We start from the raw sequence: 20,120 nt of genomic DNA, 5'->3' as shown, positions 1-20,120 counted from the left end.
ACTCCGCTCCGCGTACGAAGAGGGGCCCCGCCACGGCGGGGCCCCTCTTCGTACGTGTACGGGTCAGCCGCGCGGGGCCGGGATCGAGGTCCCGGCCGACTCCGACTCCGACTCCGCCGCCTGGTCGAGGCGGAAGGCCTCGTTGCCCAGGCCGATGCGGGCGTGCACCGCGGGGCGGGCGGAGCGCAGGATGAGCCCGTACGCCAGGCCCACGACGGCGGCGGCGGCGATGATGCCGGGCAGGGCCCAGCTCAGCGCGGAGCCCTCCTCGGCGCCGACCAGGACGCCGAAGTCCTTGACCGTGTAGACGGCGATGGCGAGCAGCGCGAGGCCGGCGAGGCCCGCGGCGGCGAGCCGCCAGAGCTGGGCGCCTGCGGTGCCGCGGCGGACGAAGAAGGCGATGACCGCGAAGGAGGCGGTGGCCATGAGGAGGGTCACGCCGAGGGCGCCGACGCTGCCCATCCAGGTGAACAGGTGCAGGACGGGCACGGTGGGATCGCCGGCCGGGGTGTCGTCGGTGAAGGCGAAGGCCAGGACAACCACGACGGAGATCACGGTCTGCAGGAGCGAGCCGGTGGCGGGCGCGCCGGTGCCCGCGTTGGTCCGGCCGAAGGCGGCCGGGAGCAGGCCCTCGCGGCCCATGGCGAAGGCGTAGCGGGAGACGACGTTGTGGAAGCTGAGCATCGCCGCGAACATGCCGGTCACGAAGAGGACGTGCAGCACGTCGGTGAAGGCGGCGCCGAGGCGGATCTCCGTGAGCTGGAAGAGCAGTCCGGGGCCGGCTTCGGCGGAGGCCTTGACCACGTCGCCGGGGCCGGTGGCGACGGTGAGGGCCCAGGCACTGAAGGCGAAGAAGAGGGCGACGAAGCCGACGGCGAGGAACATCACCCGGGAGACGACGATGTGCGGCCTGCTGGTCTCCTCGGCGTACACCGGGGACTGCTCGAAGCCGACGAAGGCGGCGATGCAGAAGCACAGGGCGGTGCCGAGGCCGGCGCCGGTCAGGGTCGCGGGGTCGAAGGCGTGCAGCGAGAGCCCGTCGGGGCCCGGCTTGCCGAGGGCGGCGGCGTCGAAGACGACGACGAGGAGGACCTCGATGAGCAGGAGGACGCCGAGGACCTTGGCGTTCAGGTCGATCTTGAGCCAGCCGAGTGCGCCGGTGAGGGCGACGGCGGCCAGGGCCGGTATCCACCAGGCGAGTTCGGTCTCGAGGTACGTGGCGAAGAGGCCGGAGATCTCGAAGCCGAGGATGCCGTAGACGCCGACCTGCATGGCGCTGTACGCGAAGAGGGCGACGAACGAGGCGCCGGCGCCGGCGGTGGGGCCGAGCCCGCGCGCGATGTAGGCGTAGAAGGCGCCGGCGTTGTGGACGTGCCGGCTCATCTCGGCGTAGCCGACGCTGAAGAGGGCGAGGACGGCGCCGAGGATCACGAACAGCAGGGGCTGTCCGACGATGCCCATGACCCCGAAGGTGGTGGGCATGACACCCGCGACGACCATCAGGGGCGCGCTCGCGGCGAGTACGGAGAGCAGCAGGCCGGCGGTGCCGAGGCGGCCGGCGCGCAGGGCGCGGTCCTGGCCCTTGTACGTACGGATCTCGGCCTGGCCGGCCGGGTCGGTGAGCGTGGTGGATCTGCCCGTCGGCATGGCGGGGCGTCCTTTCGGGGCGGGGACGGAGCGGTCCTTGCTGAGCGGTCCTTGCTGAGCGGTTCTGGCTGAGCGGTGGTGCTTGCTGAGCGGTTCTGGCCGAGCGGTGTGCCTGCTGAGCGGTGTCTGCTGGGTGCGCCGGCCGAGCCGGGTCAGGCGGTGCCGAGCGCGGCGCTGCGTGCGGCGAGGAAGGCCTTGTGCGGGTCGAGGTCCGGGTAGGACCACGGGGCCTGGGTGGCGTGGCTGCCGATGCGCTGGAAGAGGGCGGCCGCCTCGGCGGGGCGGCCCTCGCAGAGCTTGGCGTGGGCGAGGAAGTTCAGGTCGACCCGGTTGCGGGGGTGGTCCTCGCGCTCCCACTCCAGCCACCAGTCGAAGGCGGAGCGCAGCACCTGGCGGGGGCGGCGGCCCGACCAGTGCTCGGCTCCGGCGTCCGGGCCGTGACCCTGCCCGGCGGCGAGGACGCGGTAGCGCTCGGCGTGGGCGATGACGGGCAGGACGGCGAGCGGGGAGTCGGCCGGGGATTCCTCGGCGGCCCAGGCGGCGAAGTCGTAGACCTCGTGGAGCGGGTCGCGGCCGGCGGCGGGGGCCCGTTCGGCCAGTCGGGAGACCATCAGGTGGTGGGCGTGGTGGTGTTCGCGGTGGCGGGCCCGGACCTGGTCGAAGTGGCGGCTGAACTCCTCTTCGGTACCGAACGCGCGGGTGAGCAGCAGCAGGCCGAGCCAGGGGGTGGGGTCGGCCGGGAGCAGCGCCGCGGCGCGGCGGCAGGCCTCCTCGGCGGCCTCGGGGGTGCCCTTGCGGCGCAGGGCGCGGAAGACGGCCGCGCAGGCGAGGAGGGTGACGGCGTCGGCGCTCTCCGGTTCGGCGAGGAGCCACTCGTGCGCCCACGCGGTGGCGGCCGGGGTCTCGCCGAGGACGACGAGGCGGTGCCCGCGACGGTCCCAGTCGTCGCCGGTGGCGACGAGGAGGGTGCGCGCCTTGGCCCAGCGGCCCTGGGTGAACTGCGCGCGGACGTCGACGAGTTCCGAGTCGCACAGGGCCGGGTCGAAGAGCTGGGCGTCCCGCTTGCGGGCGCGGCCGAAGGGCGGCGGAGGGGGCGGCATCCGCGGGTTTCCCTCCAGGACGCGGGCGGTTGGACGGTGTGGCCGGAAGATCACGCACAGCAAAGCGGTACGCACAGCTCCGCGTCAAGGTCCAGTCCACCGCGTGGCTAGTTTCAACTGGTCTTTCAGACAGGTGAGTTGATGCGGTTGTTCCGGTTCGTGGCAGTTGTCGGCAGGTTGCGGGCCGGGCGCCTCCCTCCCCGGTCCGGGTCGCCCGCGGGACCGTAGGGTGGGTCCATGACGGCCTACGAAGATCTCCCGCCCATCGAGTTCGCCTTCCCGGGGCCCCTGCGCGACATGCTGGTGGCAGCCGTGCTGAGCGGCGCCAAGACCACGACCACGGGCGTCCTGGCCGACTACGAGGCGGCCGGGGACCCGCTGCCGGTGGCGGGGGAGCTGATGGCGATCGTGGACTCCGCCGAGCGTGCGGTGGGTGTCCTGGAAGTGACGGACGTACGGGTGCTGCGGCTGGCGGACGTGGACCTGCAGCACGCGCTGGACGAGGGCGAGGGGTTCACGTCCGTGGCCGAATGGCGCGCCGGGCACGAGGAGTTCTGGCACGGTCCGCAGATGCGGGAGGCCGTCGGCGACCCCGACTTCACGGTCGACGACGACACCCCGGTCGTGGCGGAGCGGTTCCGCCTGGTGACCCGTCTGCCCTGAGCGGCCGGTCTCAGGGGACGGGGTCAGGAGACGGGGTCAGGAGACGGGGTCAGGAGACGGGGTCAGGAGACGGGGTCAGGAGACGGCCGCGGACGCCGCACGGCCGGCCGCCCGCCCCGAGAAGATGCAGCCGCCGAGGAAGGTGCCCTCCAGGGCCCGGTAGCCGTGGACGCCGCCGCCGCCGAAGCCGGCCGCCTCGCCCGCCGCGTAGAGGCCCGGGAGGGGTTCTCCCGTGGCGGTCAGGACGCGGGAGGAGAGGTCGGTCTCCAGGCCGCCCAGGGACTTGCGGGTGAGGATCGAGAGCCGGACGGCGATCAGCGGGCCCGCCGCGGGGTCCAGGATCCGGTGCGGGGCGGCGGTGCGGATCAGTTTGTCCCCGAGGTACTTGCGGGCGCCGTGGATCGCGGTGACCTGGAGGTCCTTGGTGAAGGGGTTGGCGATCTCGCGGTCGCGGGCGACGATCTCGCGGCGGACCGTCTCCTCGTCGAGGAGTCCGTCCTTGGTGATCGCGTTCATGCCGCGCACCAGCGCGGAGAGGTCCTTCTCGACCACGAAGTCGGCGCCGTTGTCCATGAAGGCCTGCACCGGTCCGGGGACGGCCTGGCGCGCCCGGTCGATGACCCCGCGGACCGACCTGCCGGTCAGGTCCGGGTTCTGCTCGGACCCGGAGAGCCCGAACTCCTTGCCGATGACGCGCTGGTTGAGGACGAACCACGTGTGGTCGTGGCCGGTCTTCATGATGTGGTCGAGCGTGCCGAGCGTGTCGAAGCCCGGGAAGAGCGGTACGGGCAGCCGCTTGCCGGTGGCGTCCAGCCAGAGCGAGGACGGACCGGGCAGGATGCGGATGCCGTGCCGGGACCAGATCGGGTTCCAGTTCTCGATGCCCTCGGTGTAGTGCCACATCCGGTCCTTGTTGATGTGGCTGGCGCCCGCCCCTTCCGCGATGCCCAGCATCAGGCCGTCCACGTGGGCCGGGACCCCGGAGAGCATCCGCGCGGGCGGGGTGCCGAGCCGGGCCGGCCACTGGGCCCGGACGAGGTCGTGGTTGCCGCCGATGCCGCCGCTGGTCACGATCACGGCCTGGGCGCGCAGGGAGAACTCCCCGGTGGCCTCGCGGCCGCTCGCCGTGCCGCGTTCGGCGTCCGAGGGGGCCAGGACCTCGCCGGTCACGGTGTCGAGGGTGCCCGCCGTACGGGAGAGCCCGGTGACCCGGTGGCGGAACTTCAGCTGGACCAGTCCGCGGGCCACCCCGGCCCGTACGCGGCGCTCGAAGGGCTCCACGAGGCCGGGGCCGGTGCCCCAGGTGATGTGGAAGCGCGGGACGGAGTTGCCGTGGCCGTTCGCGTCGTAGCCGCCGCGCTCGGCCCAGCCGACGACGGGGAAGAAGCGGACGCCCTGGGCGTGCAGCCAGGGGCGCTTCTCGCCGGCCGCGAAGTCCACGTAGGCCTCGGCCCAGCGGCGCGGCCAGGCGTCCTCCTCGCGGTCGAAGCCGGCCGTGCCGGCCCAGTCCTGGAGGGCCAGCTCGCGGGTGTCCTTGATCCGCATGCGGCGCTGCTCGGGCGAGTCGACGAAGAACAGGCCGCCGAAGGACCAGTGGGCCTGGCCGCCGAGGGACTGCTCGGGCTCCTGGTCGAGCAGGATGACCTTGCGGCCGGCGTCGACGAGCTCGGCGGTGGCCACGAGGCCCGCGAGCCCGGCCCCGATCACGATCACGTCTGCGTCGTACGTCATGTGGAACCCGTCCTCCGTCGATGGTGGGGCGATCCTTTGCTACGGAGCGGTAACCAGTCAACAGGAGCGGAGGGATCACGGCATGAGCGCGGCCGACGAGGTACTGGACGTGGTGGACCGGGAGGACCGGGTGACGGGGCGCGCGCCGCGGGGCGAGGTGTACGCGGCCGGGCTGATCCACCGCTGCGTCTTCGTACTGGCCCGGGACGGGCAGGGACGGATCTTCACGCACCGGCGGACGGATTCGAAGCTGGTCTTCCCCTCCCACTACGACATGTTCGTGGGCGGGGTGGTCGGCGCCGGCGAGAGCTACGCGCAGGCGGCCCTGCGGGAGGCGGAGGAGGAGCTCGGGGTGGCGCGGCTGGAGCAGCCGGATCCGCTGTTCAAGTTCCTGTACGAGGGCCCGGGCGGGGCCTGGTGGAGCTACGTGCACGAGGTCCGCTGCGAGCTGCCGGTACGGCCGCAGGCCTCGGAGGTGGCCTGGCACGCGTGGCTCCCCGCGGAGGAGGTGGGCAGGCGGGTCGCGGACGGCTCCTGGCCGTGGGTGCCGGACGGGCTGGAGGCGTACCGCAGGCTGCTGGAGTTCCGCTCCGGGCGCCGGTAGGACGGGACGCCAGTAGATTGGACAGGTGATCGACTTCGTCAAGGACGTGCGGCTGTGGTTCGCGCCGGCTCGGGTGAGGGACGAGGGGGCGACCCCCGACTCCCGCTTCTCGCTGGCCAATGAGCGGACCTTCCTGGCCTGGATCAGGACGGCCCTGGCCCTGATCGGAGGCGGGTTCGCCGTGGACCAGTTCCTGCCCGACCTGCGGTGGGCGGTACGCGTGAGCATGTCCATCACGCTGCTCGCGGTGGGCGCGGCCTGTGCGCTGCGCGCGGTGAACCACTGGGTGGGGTGCGAGCGCGCCATGCGGCGCGGCGAGGATCTGCCGATGTCCCGGTTCCCGGTGGTGCTGAGCCTGGGCGTGGGGCTGGTCGCGGTGACGATGATGATGGTCGTCCTGCTGGGCTGGACGAAGGGGCGGTGAGCGTCCCGGCCGACGCCGCCGGTCCCCCGCGTCCCGAGGGCCGCGACCCGGGGTTGCAGCCCGAGCGGACCCGGCTCGCGTGGCGGCGTACGACGCTGTCGTGCGCGGTGGTGGCCGTACTGGCGCTGCGCCAGGCCCTGATGGCGGCGGGCGGCTCCCTGGGGGCGGTCGCCGGGGTCGCGGTGGTCGCGCTGCTCTGGCTCGCGTTCCTGTGCGTGGCCCACCGGCGGGTGCGGGAGCTGGCGACGGCGCAGCCGGCCGCGCTCCCCGCGGGTGCGGCGCTGGCCGCGACGGCGTGCACGGTGGGCCTGGCCGTGTTCGCGGTGGCGCTCATCAGGTGAGCCGACGGGCCGATGGTCCGCCTTGTGGCGCCATGCGCGGCACACAGCGGACAGAACGGGCGATCGGGGTCTTTCCGCACTAGCGTCGGCCCCATGACGACTCTGCACCAGGAACACCCCGCCCAGGAGCACGCCCACGCCCACGGTCCCGACTGCGGCCACCGGGCGGTCGAGCACGGCGACCACGTCGACTACGCGCACGACGGCCATCTCCACCGCGAGCACTCCGGGCACTGGGACGAATGCGAGCCCGCCGGGCACGCCCCGCACGCCGCCCACGAGCACGCCCACGGCACGGACTGCGGTCACGACTCGGTCCGGCACGGGGACCACGTCGACTACCTGCACGACGGGCACCGGCACGCGGAGCACGGCGACCACTACGACGACCACTGACGATCGCTGACGATCGCCGGGCGGCGTGACAGCCGCTGACGGCGACTGGCGTCGACTGACGGCCAGTGAGGCAGTTCCCTCTCCCCCGGGCCGTCGTGACTGGCAGGATGCCGAAGGCCCGTCACAGCGACCCGGGGAGAGCGCGCATGCCCGCCCAAGAGCCGTACCTCGTCCAGCCCGCGCCCGGGGTGTACGCCTTCGTCCAGCCGGACGGCGGCTGGTGCCTCAACAACGCCGGCTTCGTGACCTGCGGCGGCCGGACGCTCCTCGTCGACACGGCGGCCACCGAGCGGCGGGCGCTGGCCCTGCGCGCGGCGGTCCTGGCCGCGGGGGCGCCGCTCCCCCGCACGGTGGTCAACACCCACCACCACGGCGACCACACCTACGGCAACGGCGTGTTCGCCCCCGAGGCGCTGGTCCTGGGGCACGAGAACGCGCGTTCCGAGCAGCTCGCCGCCGGGCGCCAGCTGGAGATGATCTGGCCGGCGACCGACTTCGGGGCGCTGGACATCACCGCGCCCGATCTCACGTACGGCGACCGGATGACGCTGCACGTCGGGGAGACCGAGGTGCGGGTCCTCCACCCCGGCGTCGCGCACACCACGGGCGATTCCGTGGTGTGGCTGCCCGAGCAGCGGATCGTCTTCACCGGCGACCTGGTCTTCGCGGAGGGCACGCCGTTCCTGGCGATGGGTTCGCTGGCCGGTTCGCTGCGGGCGCTGGAGCTGCTGCGCTCGCTCGGCGCGGAGACGGTCGTACCGGGGCACGGGCCGCTGACGGATCCCGGCGCGTACGAGGCCACCGAGCGCTATCTGCGCTACGTGTCCGAGCTGGCCCGGGAGGGCCGCGCGAAGGGGCTGACCCCGCTGGAGGCGGCGCGGGAGGCCGACCTCGGGGAGTTCGCCGCCTGGCGGGAGAGCGAGCGGCTGGTGGCCAACCTGCACCGGGCCTACGCGGAACTCGCCGGGGAGCCCGAGGGGGTCCCGCTGGACATCCTCGCGGTGCTGCGGGACATGACGGTGATGAACGGCGGGACGCCGATCCTCTGCCACGCCTGACCGGGCGGGGCGGGGGGGCCGGACGCCGGGACGGGTGAGAGGTCGCTTCGGCGCACCCCCTGGACGGCATACCGACTGGTCGGCATCATGGGTCGCGATCGTTCCGTCGTCGTCAACCCCGTACGGAGGCGCGCACCATGACCTCAGCCCCGGGCCCGGCCCCCTCACCGGACTCCTCCGCGGCCCCCTCTGCTCCGCGAGGCCTCGATCTGGAGCGGCTGCGGGGGCATCTCGAGCGGGAGCGGCCGGGCCTCGTGGCCGGGCCGCTGACCGGCCGGCTGATCGAGGGCGGCCGCTCGAACCTCACGTACGAGGTGGGCGACGGGAGCTCCCGGTGGGTGGTGCGCCGGCCGCCGCTGGGGCACGTACTGGCCACCGCGCACGACATGCGGCGCGAGCACCGGGTCATCGCGGCGCTGCACGGCACCGCGGTGCCGGTGCCCGAGCCGCTGCTGCTGTGCGAGGACGAGGCCGTGCTGGGGGCGCCGTTCTACGTGATGGAGTACGTGGACGGGGTGCCGTTCCGGACGGCCCGACAGCTCGCGGCGCTCGGCCCCGAGCGGACCCGGCGGGCGGTACTGGGCCTGGTGGACACCCTGGTCGATCTGCACGCGGTGGACCCGGAGGCGGTGGGCCTGGGTGATTTCGGGCGGCCCGAGGGCTTCCTGGACCGGCAGCTGCGCCGCTGGGGCAAGCAGCTCGCGGCCTCGCGGGGGCGAGAGCTCGCCGGTATCGACGAACTGCACGGCTCCCTGGGGCGCGCCCTGCCCGACTCCCCCGCGCCCACGGTGGTGCACGGGGACTTCCGGCTCGACAACGTGCTCATCGGCGGCTCCGACGACCGGATCCGGGCGGTGCTGGACTGGGAGATGTCCACGCTCGGCGATCCGCTGACGGACCTCGGGCTGCTGGTGATGTACAGCTCCGACCTGGGGCTGACCGACTCCCCGGTCAGCACGACCAGCGGGGCCCCCGGCCATCCGGCGCCCGCCGAGCTGATCGAGCGGTACGCGGCCCGCTCCGGCCGGGACGCCTCCCAGGTCGCCTGGTACACGGCCTTCGCCTGGTTCAAGCTCGCGGTGATCCTCGAAGGCATCCACTACCGCTTCACGCTCGGGCAGACCGTCGGCTCGGGCTTCGACCGGATCGGCGAGCTGGTCCCGGTCTTCATCGATCACGGTCTGACCACACTCCGTCAATCGCACGAAGGCTGAGGAGCCCCCATGGATTTCGCATTCGACGCCCGTACCGAGGAACTCCGCGGGCGGCTCCTCGCGTTCATGGAGGAGTACGTCTACCCGGCGGAACCCGTCGCCGCCGAGCAGCGCGCGCGGCTGGCCTCGCCCTGGGACACCCCGGCCGTGTTCGGTGAACTGAAGGCCGAGGCGCGCCGTCAGGGGCTGTGGAACCTCTTCCTGCCCCATGCGGAGCACGGCGCCGGGCTGACCAACCTCCAGTACGCCCCGCTCGCCGAGATCACCGGCCGCAGTCCGCACCTGGCGCCCACGGCGACGAACTGCGCGGCTCCGGACACCGGGAACATGGAGCTGCTCGCGCAGTTCGGGAACGAGGAGCAGAAGAAGCAGTGGCTGGAGCCGCTGCTGGCCGGGGAGATCCGGTCCGCGTTCGCGATGACCGAGCCGGACGTGGCCTCCTCGGACGCCACGAACATCGAGACCCGGATCGAGCGTTCCCCGGGCGGCGACGAGTATGTGGTCACCGGGCGCAAGTGGTTCATCTCCGGGGCCATGAACCCGGACTGCAAGATCTTCATCGTCATGGGCAAGACCGACCCCGGGGGCGCCGACCCGCGCCGCCAGCAGTCCATGATCCTGGTCCCCCGGGACGCTCCGGGGGTCGAGATCCGGCGCGCGATGACGGTGTACGGGTACGAGGACCACGACCACGGCGGCCACGCCGAAGTCGTCTTCGACGGCGCCCGGGTCCCGGCGGGGAACCTGATCGGCGAGGAGGGCGGCGGCTTCGCCATCGCCCAGGCCCGCCTCGGGCCGGGGCGGATCCACCACTGCATGCGTCTCATCGGCATGGCGGAGCGGGCCGTCGAGCTGATGTGCCGGCGCGCGGTGGGACGTACCGCCTTCGGCAAGGAGCTGGCCGCGCAGGGCGTCGTACAGAACTGGATCGCGGACGCCCGGGTCACCGTGGAGCAGCTGCGGCTGCTGGTGCTGAAGACGGCCTGGCTGATGGACACGGTCGGCAACCGGGGTGCGCACACCGAGATCCAGGCCATCAAGATCGCGACCCCGCGGGCGGTGGTGCGGATCCTGGACGACGCGGTGCAGCTGCACGGCGCGGGCGGCGTGAGCCAGGACTTCCCGCTGGCGGAGCTGTGGGCGGCGGCGCGGACGCTGCGGCTGGCGGACGGTCCGGACGAGGTGCACCAGCGGTCGCTCGCACACCGGGAGCTCAAGCGGTACCGGTAGCCTCCGGCGGGCGATGGCGGGGGCCGCACCCCGGGGGACTTCGGTCCTCCGGGGGCGGACCTTCTATGGTCCAGACCACTGGGGAAGTCCGATATATTCGGGATGTCCCCCACTGAAAGTGCCCTTCGCCATGCCCAGCTCCACCCTGGCCCCCGCCGCCGCGCCGCAAGCAACGGCCTCCCCCGCCACAGCGCCGCAGGCCATGGCCAACCCCGGCCCGCTCGGCCTCGCGGCGTTCGCCCTCACCACCTTCGTGCTCAGCCTCTTCAACTCGGGGCTGGTCCCGAACGCCGCGCTCAGTGCCGTCGTACTGCCGCTGGCGCTGTTCTACGGCGGCCTCGCGCAGTTCGTCGCGGGCATCATGGAGTTCCGCCGCGGCAACACCTTCGGGACCACGGCGTTCGTCTCGTACGGCGCGTTCTGGATGTCCTTCGCCGGCTACGTGAAGTTCGTCGTCCCGACGCTGCCGGCCGACCAGGCGCACGTGGCGACCGGCTGGTTCCTCGTGGCCTGGTTCCTCTTCACCGCGTACATGTCGATCGCCGCCATGAAGCTGGACGTCGCGCACCGGGTGCTGTTCGTCTCGCTGGCGCTGACCTTCCTGTTCCTCGCCCTCGGCGATCTGGCGCAGAGCACGGCCCTCGGTCACACCGGCGGCTTCCTCGGCCTCTTCACCGCGGGCGTCGCCTGGTACGTCTCCTTCGCGGTGGTCGCCAAGGAGACCTGGGGCCGCGAGGTCGCACCGCTCGGCTAGGACGCCTCCACGGTGACGGCGTCTCCACGGCTAGGGCGTTTGCACGGCCGTCGGTGCGGCGGTGGCGGCGGTGCCGGGGTGGCCCGCCGCCGTCTCGATGACCTCGTCCAGCACCTCACGGGACCGGAGCAGATCGGCGATCAGCCGGTCGATCCGGTCCCGTTCCGTCTTCAGCTCGGCGACGAGCGCGGGCGTGGCCCGTACGTTCGGTCCGCCGTCCGCATCGCGCATGCAGGGCAGGATCTGCCCGATCTTCGCGCTGTGCAGTCCGGCCGCGTAGAGCTCCTGGATCCGGATGACCCGGTCCACCGCCCGCTCCGTGTAGTCGCGGTGGCCGCCGGGGGTCCGGTCGGAGACCAGCAGACCTTGCTCCTCGTAGTAGCGCATCGAACGCTCGCTGACCCCGGTGCGCGCCGCCAACTCCCCGATCCGCATGTGCACTCCGTCCCGAGTCCCCGACTTGAATCTGACATCGGCGTCAGGTTTTACGGTACCGGCATGACGCAGACGCAGCAGGTCCCCACCGCATCCCGTCTCTTCGAATCCGCCCGCCTCGGCGGCCTGGAACTCCCCAGCCGCCTGGTCATGGCGCCACTGACCCGCAACCGGGCAGGGGCCGACGGCGTCCCCGGGACGCTCATGGCCACCTACTACGCCCAGCGCGCCTCGGCCGGTCTGATCATCGCCGAGGGCACCACCCCGAGCGCCGTCGGGCAGACCTACCCGAACATCCCCGGCGTCCACAGTGCGGCGCAGATCGCCGGATGGCGCCGTGTCACCGACGCCGTGCACGCCGCCGGCGGGCGGATGTTCCTCCAACTGCAGCACGGCGGCCGCGTCGGCCACCCCGACACCAGCGGGCACGTCCCCCTCGCCCCCTCGGTGGTGCGGTTCCCGGAACCGCTGCAGACACCCGGCGGTCCCCAGGAGGCCGTCGATCCGCGGGAGATGACGCCCGAGGACATCGGGGCGACCCTCGCGGACTTCGCGGCCGCCGCCCGCAATGCCGTCGAGGCGGGCTTCGCGGGGGTGGAGGTGCACTCCGCCAACGGCCACCTGCTCCACCAGTTCCTGGCGCGGAACACCAACCGGCGCACGGACGGGTGGGGCGGGTCGGTGGCGGGCCGGATCCGGTTCACCGTCGCGGTGGTCCGGGCCGTCGCCGAGGCGATCGGCCCCGAGCGGGTCGGCGTACGGATCTCGCCCGGAGTCGAGGTCAACGGTGTCGAGGAGGGCGACACCGAGGAGATCTACCCGGCGCTGGTCGAGGCCCTGGCGGAGGTCGGGCCGGTCTATCTGCACCTGGTCCACGCCGACCCGGAGCAGCCACTCTTCCGTAAGATCCGCGCGGCCTGGCCCGGCACCCTGATCGCCAACCCCCGGCTGACCCACGAGGAGGTCGCCTCCGACGGCGGCGGGCCGCGGGCCGAGGCGCTGCTGGCCGGCGGCGCGGACCTGGTGGCGCTCGGGCGGGGGTTCCTCGCGAACCCCGACTTCGTGGAGCGGCTGCGCACCGGCGCCCCGCTCAACGAACTCCGGCCGGAGTTCATGATGTACGTGTCCGGGCCGGAGGGCTACACCGACTATCCCGTGCTCGCCCCTAGGGGCGCAGCGCCCGCATCAGCAGGTCCGCGAGGTGGTCGGCTACCTGCTGCGGTGTGAGCGGGCCGTCCTCGTGGTACCAGGTCGACAGGTGGTGGACGGAGCCGAAGTGGTAGTCCACCACCAGGTCGGCCGGGGTGGCGTCGGAGAAGACCCCGGTGCGCTGGCCCTCCTCGACCAGCGCGCGGAAGCGCTCGTGGTACCGCCGGCGCTCGGCCCGGACCTGCTTGAACTTCTCGGGGCTGAGCTGGTGCATGGAGCGGAAGAAGATCGCCGCGTCGTCGAGGTTCTCGATCGTGGTGACCACCACGTCGGCGGCCGCGGCGCGCAGCCGCTCCTCCACCGGGGCGTCGGAACCGGCCACCGCGTCGAGCCGCTGCTGCTGGAGGCGCAGCATGCGCGCGTACACCTCGTGCAGCAGGTCGTCCTTGGACCCGAAGTAGTGGTAGAGCGCGCCCTTGGTGACCCCGGCCGCCTCGACGATCTCCTGGACCGAGGTCCGGTCGTAGCCGCGCTCGGCGAACAGCCTGGTCGCGACGGCCAGCAGCCGCTGCGGTACCGGGGCCTCGTGCGTCCCGACGGTTTCCGTCGTGGTCCTGGCGGCCATGGCTGTCGCCTCCCTTTCGTGTCCTCGCGTGTGCGGCTCCGTGCGAACGCGGTCCGGCCGTTTTCAGCCGTGGTCGCGTGTCCGGAGTTCCCGTCGCAGGATCTTGCCACTGGTCGTCTTCGGAAGGACAGGCAGGATCTCCACCCGGCGCGGGTATTTGTACGCGGCGAGGCGCTCGGCGCAGTAGGCGGACAGTTCCGCCGGGGCGGCCTCGGCGCCGGGGCGCAGGCTGACGTAGGCCTTCACGCTCTCCCCGCGGTAGGGGTCCGGGATGCCGACGACGGCCGCCTCGCGCACGGCGGGGTGGGTGTAGAGCACGTCCTCCACCTCGCGCGGCCAGACCTTGAAACCGGAGGCGTTGATCATGTCCTTCTTGCGGTCGACCACGTAGAGCCAGCCCTCGGGATCCATGAACCCGACGTCTCCGGTGCGCAGTTCGCCGTCCGGGAAGGCCTTGGCGGTGTCGGCGGGCAGGCCCCAGTAGCCGGGGACGACCTGCGGTCCGCGGACGGCTATCTCGCCGGTCTCGCCGAAGGGGACCTCGGCGCCGCTCTCGTCGAGGATCCGTACGAGGGTGTCGGCGCCGGGCACGCCCACGGAGAGGGTGCCCGAGGCCGGGTCCACGGGGGCTTCGCGGTGGACGGGCACGGAGGCGCAGGGGGCGGTGCACTCGGTGAGGCCGTAGCCGTTGCGCAGGTAGAAGCCGTAGGCGGCGCGCAGCCGTTCGACCAGGGCGGGCGGCAGCGGGGCTCCGCCGGAGGAGACCACCTGGAACGAGGCGAAGTGGTCCGGGGTGGCCCCGGGGTGGGCGGCGAGCGCCATGAAGGCGGTGGCCGGGCCCACGGTGTAGGCGGGGCGGTGTTCGAGGAAGGCGTCGAGGACGGCTCCGGCGTCGAAGCGGTGGGCGAGAACGAGGGTGCCGGCGTTGGTGAAGCAGGCGGCGAGCTCGCACACCATGCCGGTGATGTGGAAGAGCGGCGCGAGCGCGAAGTAGCCGGCGCCTTCGGGGAGGGGGTGGCCGGTCACCTGGCGCACGGCGTTGTGGGTGAGCGCGCCGTGGGGGTTCATGGCGCCCTTGGGGGTGCCGCTGGTGCCGGAGGTGTAGCTGATCAGGGCGGTGTCGGCGGCCGTGAGGCCGGGGTCGGGCGGGGCGGGGTGGCCCCGGCGGGCCGCGGCGTGCAGGTCGGCGGCGTCCGCCGCCTGCTCCGGACGGCCCGGCGCGAGGACCCGTACGTCGTCGCGGGTCTGGAAGTCCAGGTCGCAGGCGGTCAGGACGGTGCGTACGGCGGTCCCCCGCGCGGCCCCGCGCAGGTACGCGGACCAGGCCCGGGCCTCACAGACCAGAGCGGCGGCCCCGGAGTCGCGCAGGATGTGGCCGACCTCACCGGACTTGTACATGGGGTTGAGCGGGACCACGACCGCCCCGGCCTTCCAGGCGGCGAGGACGGCGAGCACGAAGTGCGGGGTGTTCTGGAGCATGACCGCGACCCGGTCCCCGCGGCGGATGCCGTGGGCGGCGAGGTGGCCGGCGAGGGAGTCGGAGAGCGCGTCGGTCTCGGCATAGGTGAGGCGGCCGTCGAAGTAGGCGAGCGCGGTGTGCCCGGGAGCGCGGGACACGGCGGCGCGGAAGGCGTGCAGCACGCTGGGCGGGGGCGCGATCGGGGCCCGCTGGACCGGGCTGAGCAGGCCGAGCCAGGGCTTGGCGGCGTACCGGGAGGGGGAGGGCGCGGAGGACAGGTCCGCAGGCGACGTACCCGGGCCCGGGGCCTCTGATGTGGTGTCCGCGGTCACCGGGTCTCCCACTTGCGCTGGAGGTGGTTCATGCCGCTCAGCCAGCGGTCCGGGTCGGTGGCGCGGGACGCGTAGAAGTCCGCGACCTCGGGGTGCGGGAGGATCAAGAACCGGCCCTTCTCCATGCCGTCGAACAGTGCGTCCGCGACCGCTTCCGGCTCGATCGCGGTCGGCGCGAGGACCAGCTCGCCCGCCGATCCCGCGGCGGTGAGCATGTCGGTCCGGACCCCCTGCGGGCAAATGGCGTGGACCTGGAGCCCGCGGTGGCGGTAGGTCAGCGAGAGCCATTCCGCGAAGGCGAGCGCGCCGTGCTTGGTGACACTGTACGGGGCCGCTCCGATCATGGTCAGCAGACCGGCGGCCGAGACGGTGGACACGAACCGCCCGCTCCCGCGCTCCAGCCAGTCGGGCAGCAGCAGCCGGGCTGCGCGGACGTGGGCCATGACGTTGGTGTCCCAGGCCGCCTCCCAGACGGCCTCGTCGGCGAAGGCGTCGCCGCCGGAGGCGAGGCCGGCGTTGGCGCAGTAGACGTCCACGGTGCCGCCGAGCGCCTCGCGGGCCTCCGCGATCACGGCCGAGGCGTCGCCGGGCACCGCGACGGCGCGGGCGCCGATCGCCTGCGCGACGGAGGCGGCCCTGGCGGGGTCGAGGTCGTTGACCGCCACGGTCGCCCCCTCGGCGGCGAAGCGGTGGGCGAGGGCGGCTCCGATGCCGCCGCCCGCGCCGGTGACGACGACTCGCTGGTCCTGGAACGCGTTCACGGGTCCGCCCTTCGTGTGGTGGTGCCTCGGGTGGTGGTGCCGGGGTGTCGCAAGGGTGCCGTCCGCCGGACCCGGGGCTGCCGGATCCGGGACTGCCGGACCACGGGCAGACTAACCAGTCGGTATGTCCGGGTGGAAGGGTGCGGAGCCCTACTTTGGCGCGATGACGCTGTCGCGACGCGGGTTGCTGGGTCTGGCCGGGGCGGCGGGCGCCGCGGGCGCGCTGGGGGCGGGGGCCCCGGGGGCGCGGGCGCCGGGCGTGCCCGCCGGCCGGGTGCGGACCGGGTTCGAGCGGCTCGCCGCGGACGGGTACGCCGTACTGGCCGGGCAGCGGGTCGGGGTGGTCACCAACCCCACGGGGATCACCGCGGACGCCCGCCACCTGGTCGACGTACTCCACGCGGACGACCGCGTGGACCTGGTCGCGGTGTTCGGCCCCGAGCACGGCTTCCGGGGGACGGCCCAAGCGGGCGGTTCGGAGGGGGCCGGGCGGGATCCGGCGACCGGGCTGCCCGTGTACGACACGTACGACAAGAGCGGGCAGCGGCTCGCGGACGTCTTCACGGCGGCCGGCGTCGACACCGTCGTCTTCGACATCCAGGACGTCGGCGCCCGCTTCTACACCTACATCTGGACCCTCTACGACTGCATGCGCGCGGCCGCGCTCGCCGGCAAGGCGGTGGTGGTGCTGGACCGCCCCAACCCGGTCGGCGCCGGGCGGGCGGCCGGGCCCGTCCTGCAGCGCCCGTACGCGAGCTTCGTGGGCCGGGAGCCGATCGCGCTGGCGCACGGGATGACGGCGGGCGAGCTGGCCGGGCTCTTCGCGGGCGAGTTCCTGCGGGGAGCCGGCCCCGTCCCACGGCTGGAGGTGGTGCGGATGGCGGGGTGGCGGCGGGAGTCCTTCTTCGAGGAGACCGGGCTGCCCTGGGTCCCGCCGAGCCCGAACATGCCGACGCCGGGCACGGCCCTGGCGTACGCCGGGACCTGCCTGTTCGAGGGGACGAACCTGTCGGAGGGACGCGGTACGACCACCCCCTTCGAGCTGGTCGGGGCGCAGGGCGTGGACCGGCGGTGGGCGGAGGCGGCGAACGCGCTGGAGCTGCCCGGGGTGTGGTTCCGGGAGGCCTATTTCACGCCGTCCTTCTCCAAGCACGCCGGCAAGACCTGTGGCGGGGTGCGGCTGCTCGTCCACGACCGGGAGGCCTTCGATCCGGTACGGGCCGGGATCGGGCTGCTGGTCACCGCGCGGCGGGCGTGGAGCGGATTCGCCTGGCGATCGGACCAGTGGATCGACCGGCTCACGGGCTCGGACCGGGTCCGGCGGATGGTCGACGCGGGGGCGGGCGTCGAGGAGATCGCGGACGACTGGGCGGCGGGGCTGGCGGGGTTCTCGGCGGTACGGGAGGAGTACCTGCTGTATCCGTGAACCGGTTGGACCGGTTGGTGCGGAGGGGCTGGCCGGGCGGCCTGTTCCGCAGGATGCTGCGGAACAGGGACACGGCGTGGAGGGGGGCGTCATGGTGCACATCGGCGGTGCGGTGCCTGCGGGGGCCGCGGGGGCGACGGGGGCGGGGATCGGAGCCCGGCCGTACGTGGAGCTGACCTTCGACGCGCAGGGCGACGCGGGCCCGGGCGCGCGGGAGGCGGTCTTCGGGATCGAGGCCACGGACCTGCTGGTCTTCGCCCACGGATGGAACTCCGACCGGTCCACCGCGATCCGGCTCTTCGACCGGTTCTTCGCCCCCTTCGCGGATCTGGTGGGGACCGGGGTGCGGCTGGGGTACGTGGGGGTGGTGTGGCCCTCGATCCGGTTCTCGGACGAGCCGATACCCGACTTCGACGCCCGGGGCGCCATGGGGGGTGCCGGGGAGCCGGGCCACGGAACGGCCCTGGACGCGGCCACCCGGCGGGCCCTGGGCACGTTCTGGCCCGGCCGGGCGGCGGAGCTGGACCGGATCGCCGAACTGCTGGAGGAACGGCCCACGGGGGAGGTGGACTTCAGCGAGTTCGGCGCGCTGGTACGGGAGCTGGCCGGGGTGGACGGGGTGGGCACCGGCGACGACCTGGCGGCGGCCTTCGCCCCGCGCGAGGTGCCGGACTTCCTCAGCGGGGACGTCCTGCGGGTGTGCCGGGAATTCACCGAGGCCCTGGCCGAGGCGGGCGCCACGTTCCCGGGGGACGGCCACGGCACCGGGGACTCCCCCGGGCCCGGCCTCTCGATGGGCGGCGGGATGCGGACGCTGTGGAACGGGGCCAAGGAGGTGCTGCGCCAGGCCACGTACTACCAGATGAAGGCACGGGCCGGTGTGGTCGGCGAACACGGTCTCGGGCCGCTGCTGGCGGAGCTCGCCGGCCGCCGCCCGGCCCTGCGGGTGCATCTCATCGGGCACAGCTTCGGCGGCCGGGTGGTCTCCTTCTCGCTGCGCGCGCTGCCGTCCGGGGCGCGGAACGTGAAGTCCCTGACCGTGCTCCAGGGGGCCTTCTCCCACTACGCGTTCGCCGACAGCCTGCCGCACGACGGGGGGCGCGGGGGCGCCCTGCGCGGCCTGCAGGGCAGGGTCGACGGACCGCTGACCGCTTGCCATTCCCCCTACGACTCCTCCCTCAAGGTCTTCTACCCGCTGGCCTCCCGGATGGCCGGCGATTCGGCCGGTCTTCTGGGTTTCGACGAGCGGTGGGGCGCGATCGGGCACGACGGGGTGCGGGGGGTGCCGGGAGCCCCCCGGCTGACCCTGGACGCGGCGCTGCGGGGCGGCCTGCCCGCGGCGGGCTGCGTGAGCGTGGACGCGGGCTCCGTGGTCCGGCGCGGCGGGGCCCCCTCGGGGGCGCACAGCGACATCTGCCACGAGGAGCTGGCCCGGCTGGTGGTGGTCGCGGGGCGCATGGGGCGCTGAGTTCCGGCCATGTGCCACCCACACGCCTCGACCGCCCCCGCATGCGCCCGGACCGGGCCGGGCATGTTGGGCACACGGCGCCGGTCCTGTGGGGAACACAGCGCGGCGGGCACGGCGCCCGGTGCTGGGCGCTCGGCGGAGGTGAAGGTGTGATGGCGGGATTCCGGAGTCTGGCCCATCAGGTGCGCGACGCACGCAACGACAGGGCCCTGCGGCGCCACTCGCTGCGCCGCTGCCTGGAGCGGTTCGCCCCGTACGGGCACCGCGCGACCTGGTGGCACCTGTGCGACCGGCACGGGATCGGCCCCGAGGACCGGGCGGCGGACCCCTCGCGGCTGGTGGCCGCGCTGGAGGAGCTGGAGGAGGCGCGGGCGGTCTGGCTGGAGTACGAACGGCAGTTCGCGGAGCGCCGGCGGCGCGAGAAGCACGACGGGCTGCGGCGGCCCGAGTGGGCGTGGAGCGGCAGCGGCGACGCGGTGGTGCGGTGCGCCGACCCGGGCGTGCGGCCGCAGGGAGCGCTGGGTGAGGTGCTCAGACGGCTGGTGGAGGCCCTGGAGTCGGAACCGGGGACGGGGTGTCCGGTGTGCGGGGCCCGGGAGTTGCAGTGGCCGGTGCCGGTGGCGGCGGTGGCCGCCGGGGCCCGGGCGGGCGGCGGGCCCGGTGGTACGTCGGCCGGCGCCGCCTGGGCGTGGGACGGGCCGGTGTGCGCGGGCTGCGGAATCGTGGTGCCGAGACCGGCGCTCGCGGACGAGGCGCTCCCGGGGGCCGATCTGGCAGGGGCGGCGTGAGCGTGCCGGGGGCGGGAGCGGGGCCGACCCTGGTGGTGTCGCTGAACGGTTCCCGGGGCGCCGCCGACGGGACGGCCGTCCCGCTCAGCCCCGGGGACCTGGTGGACGCCGCGCTGGCGGCGGTGGCCGCCGGGGCCCGGGAGGTGCTGGTCCATCCCCGGACCCCGTGCGGCCGCGAGAGCCTCTCGCCCCGGGTGGTCGGTCCGCTGCTGGAGGCCCTGCGCGACGCCGGCCTCGGGGCCGGGGGCAGGATCCGGGGCGGCTGCGGGCCCGACGGCGGGGTGGCGCTCTCCGTGGCCGTGGGCGTGGGCGCCGAGCCGGATCACGCGGGGCGGGCGGCGCGGGTGCGGAGCTGGACGGTGCTGCCCGACCGGGCGGTGGTGCGGTTCGCGGAGCCGGGAGCGCGGGAGCTCGCCGAGGTGCTGCTGGGGCGGGGGCCGGCGGTGGACGCGGAGGTCGCGGTGAGCCGGGCCGCTGCGGCGGGCGGGGCGGCGGCGGTGGGAGGGGCGGCTCCG

The 20,120-nt window shown here is 73.9% G+C and carries 21 protein-coding genes; 14 read left to right on the top strand and 7 right to left on the bottom strand.

Features of this window, described 5'->3' with window-relative positions; all coding sequences use genetic code 11:
• Positions 1-63: 63 nt before the first annotated feature.
• Positions 64-1,647 (bottom strand): APC family permease, encoded by a 1,584-nt coding sequence (locus ABZY57_RS03425; protein ID WP_356507654.1) that lies wholly within the window; start codon positions 1,645-1,647, stop codon positions 64-66.
• 152 nt (positions 1,648-1,799) lie between these two features.
• On the bottom strand, positions 1,800-2,747 hold the full coding sequence (locus tag ABZY57_RS03420) for a hypothetical protein (protein ID WP_356507652.1): 948 nt from the start codon (positions 2,745-2,747) through the stop codon (positions 1,800-1,802).
• 237 nt (positions 2,748-2,984) lie between these two features.
• On the opposite strand from ABZY57_RS03420, the gene ABZY57_RS03415 reads away from it, so the two are divergent.
• Entirely contained in the window at positions 2,985-3,410 is a 426-nt protein-coding gene (locus ABZY57_RS03415) for an ASCH domain-containing protein (RefSeq protein WP_356507650.1), read from the top strand.
• 75 nt (positions 3,411-3,485) lie between these two features.
• Here ABZY57_RS03415 and ABZY57_RS03410 read toward each other — a convergent pair whose 3' ends face one another.
• Entirely contained in the window at positions 3,486-5,141 is a 1,656-nt protein-coding gene (locus ABZY57_RS03410; protein WP_356507648.1) for an FAD-binding dehydrogenase, read from the bottom strand.
• Positions 5,142-5,223: 82 nt separating this feature from the next.
• On the opposite strand from ABZY57_RS03410, the gene ABZY57_RS03405 reads away from it, so the two are divergent.
• The 8 genes from ABZY57_RS03405 (at position 5,224) to ABZY57_RS03370 (ending at position 11,162) form a co-directional block, all read left to right on the top strand.
• On the top strand, positions 5,224-5,745 hold the full coding sequence (locus tag ABZY57_RS03405; protein WP_356507646.1) for an NUDIX domain-containing protein: 522 nt from the start codon (positions 5,224-5,226) through the stop codon (positions 5,743-5,745).
• A 25-nt stretch (positions 5,746-5,770) separates the two neighbouring features.
• On the top strand, positions 5,771-6,169 hold the full coding sequence (locus ABZY57_RS03400; protein WP_356507644.1) for a DUF202 domain-containing protein: 399 nt from the start codon (positions 5,771-5,773) through the stop codon (positions 6,167-6,169).
• Positions 6,166-6,510 (top strand): DUF202 domain-containing protein, encoded by a 345-nt coding sequence (locus ABZY57_RS03395; RefSeq protein ID WP_356507642.1) that lies wholly within the window; start codon positions 6,166-6,168, stop codon positions 6,508-6,510. Before ABZY57_RS03400 ends, ABZY57_RS03395 begins: the two co-directional genes overlap by 4 nt.
• Before the next feature lie 93 nt (positions 6,511-6,603).
• Positions 6,604-6,906 carry a hypothetical protein gene (locus tag ABZY57_RS03390; RefSeq protein WP_356507640.1) on the top strand — a complete coding sequence of 101 codons (303 nt, stop codon included), beginning with the start codon at positions 6,604-6,606 and terminating at the stop codon, positions 6,904-6,906.
• 146 nt (positions 6,907-7,052) lie between these two features.
• Entirely contained in the window at positions 7,053-7,964 is a 912-nt protein-coding gene (locus ABZY57_RS03385) for an MBL fold metallo-hydrolase (RefSeq protein WP_356507638.1), read from the top strand.
• Positions 7,965-8,101: 137 nt separating this feature from the next.
• Positions 8,102-9,178: a phosphotransferase family protein gene (locus ABZY57_RS03380; RefSeq protein ID WP_356507636.1), complete on the top strand. Its 1,077-nt coding sequence runs from the start codon at positions 8,102-8,104 to the stop codon at positions 9,176-9,178.
• 9 nt (positions 9,179-9,187) lie between these two features.
• The gene (locus ABZY57_RS03375) at positions 9,188-10,408 is read left to right on the top strand and encodes an acyl-CoA dehydrogenase family protein (RefSeq protein ID WP_356507634.1); all 1,221 of its coding nucleotides are present in this window, start codon (positions 9,188-9,190) and stop codon (positions 10,406-10,408) included.
• 130 nt (positions 10,409-10,538) lie between these two features.
• A complete protein-coding gene (locus ABZY57_RS03370; protein WP_356507632.1) occupies positions 10,539-11,162 on the top strand; it encodes an acetate uptake transporter in 624 nt (207 codons plus the stop codon).
• A gap of 30 nt (positions 11,163-11,192) precedes the next feature.
• On the opposite strand, the gene ABZY57_RS03365 is transcribed toward ABZY57_RS03370, so the two are convergent.
• Positions 11,193-11,597 carry a MerR family transcriptional regulator gene (locus ABZY57_RS03365; RefSeq protein ID WP_356507631.1) on the bottom strand — a complete coding sequence of 135 codons (405 nt, stop codon included), beginning with the start codon at positions 11,595-11,597 and terminating at the stop codon, positions 11,193-11,195.
• A gap of 63 nt (positions 11,598-11,660) precedes the next feature.
• On the opposite strand from ABZY57_RS03365, the gene ABZY57_RS03360 reads away from it, so the two are divergent.
• A complete protein-coding gene (locus ABZY57_RS03360) occupies positions 11,661-12,824 on the top strand; it encodes an alkene reductase (RefSeq protein ID WP_356507629.1) in 1,164 nt (387 codons plus the stop codon).
• Here ABZY57_RS03360 and ABZY57_RS03355 read toward each other — a convergent pair.
• The 3 genes from ABZY57_RS03355 to ABZY57_RS03345 form a co-directional block, all read right to left on the bottom strand.
• Positions 12,763-13,371 (bottom strand): TetR/AcrR family transcriptional regulator, encoded by a 609-nt coding sequence (locus ABZY57_RS03355; protein WP_356507627.1) that lies wholly within the window; start codon positions 13,369-13,371, stop codon positions 12,763-12,765. The genes ABZY57_RS03360 and ABZY57_RS03355 overlap by 62 nt on opposite strands.
• Positions 13,372-13,434: 63 nt before the next feature.
• The gene (locus ABZY57_RS03350) at positions 13,435-15,108 is read right to left on the bottom strand and encodes an AMP-binding protein (RefSeq protein ID WP_356507834.1); all 1,674 of its coding nucleotides are present in this window, start codon (positions 15,106-15,108) and stop codon (positions 13,435-13,437) included.
• A gap of 50 nt (positions 15,109-15,158) precedes the next feature.
• Positions 15,159-15,923 carry an SDR family NAD(P)-dependent oxidoreductase gene (locus ABZY57_RS03345; protein ID WP_356507625.1) on the bottom strand — a complete coding sequence of 255 codons (765 nt, stop codon included), beginning with the start codon at positions 15,921-15,923 and terminating at the stop codon, positions 15,159-15,161.
• A 163-nt stretch (positions 15,924-16,086) separates the two neighbouring features.
• On the opposite strand from ABZY57_RS03345, the gene ABZY57_RS03340 reads away from it, so the two are divergent.
• From ABZY57_RS03340 to ABZY57_RS03325, 4 genes are all read left to right on the top strand, one after another.
• Positions 16,087-17,349 carry a DUF1343 domain-containing protein gene (locus tag ABZY57_RS03340; protein ID WP_356507623.1) on the top strand — a complete coding sequence of 421 codons (1,263 nt, stop codon included), beginning with the start codon at positions 16,087-16,089 and terminating at the stop codon, positions 17,347-17,349.
• Between the two features lie 91 nt (positions 17,350-17,440).
• Positions 17,441-18,817 carry a serine-threonine protein kinase gene (locus tag ABZY57_RS03335; protein WP_356507621.1) on the top strand — a complete coding sequence of 459 codons (1,377 nt, stop codon included), beginning with the start codon at positions 17,441-17,443 and terminating at the stop codon, positions 18,815-18,817.
• A 152-nt stretch (positions 18,818-18,969) separates the two neighbouring features.
• A complete protein-coding gene (locus ABZY57_RS03330; protein WP_356507619.1) occupies positions 18,970-19,605 on the top strand; it encodes a hypothetical protein in 636 nt (211 codons plus the stop codon).
• Positions 19,602-20,120, top strand: a 519-nt coding sequence (locus ABZY57_RS03325) for a 3-keto-5-aminohexanoate cleavage protein (protein WP_356507617.1), incomplete at its 3' end; no start/stop codon positions are given. The genes ABZY57_RS03330 and ABZY57_RS03325, both read left to right, overlap by 4 nt.

It is taken from the genome of Streptomyces sp. NPDC006450, assembly GCF_040612195.1.
Lineage (GTDB): Bacteria > Actinomycetota > Actinomycetes > Streptomycetales > Streptomycetaceae > Streptomyces.
Note: the sequence above shows the minus strand (reverse complement) of the source record. Positions and strands in the feature narration are given on the sequence as shown.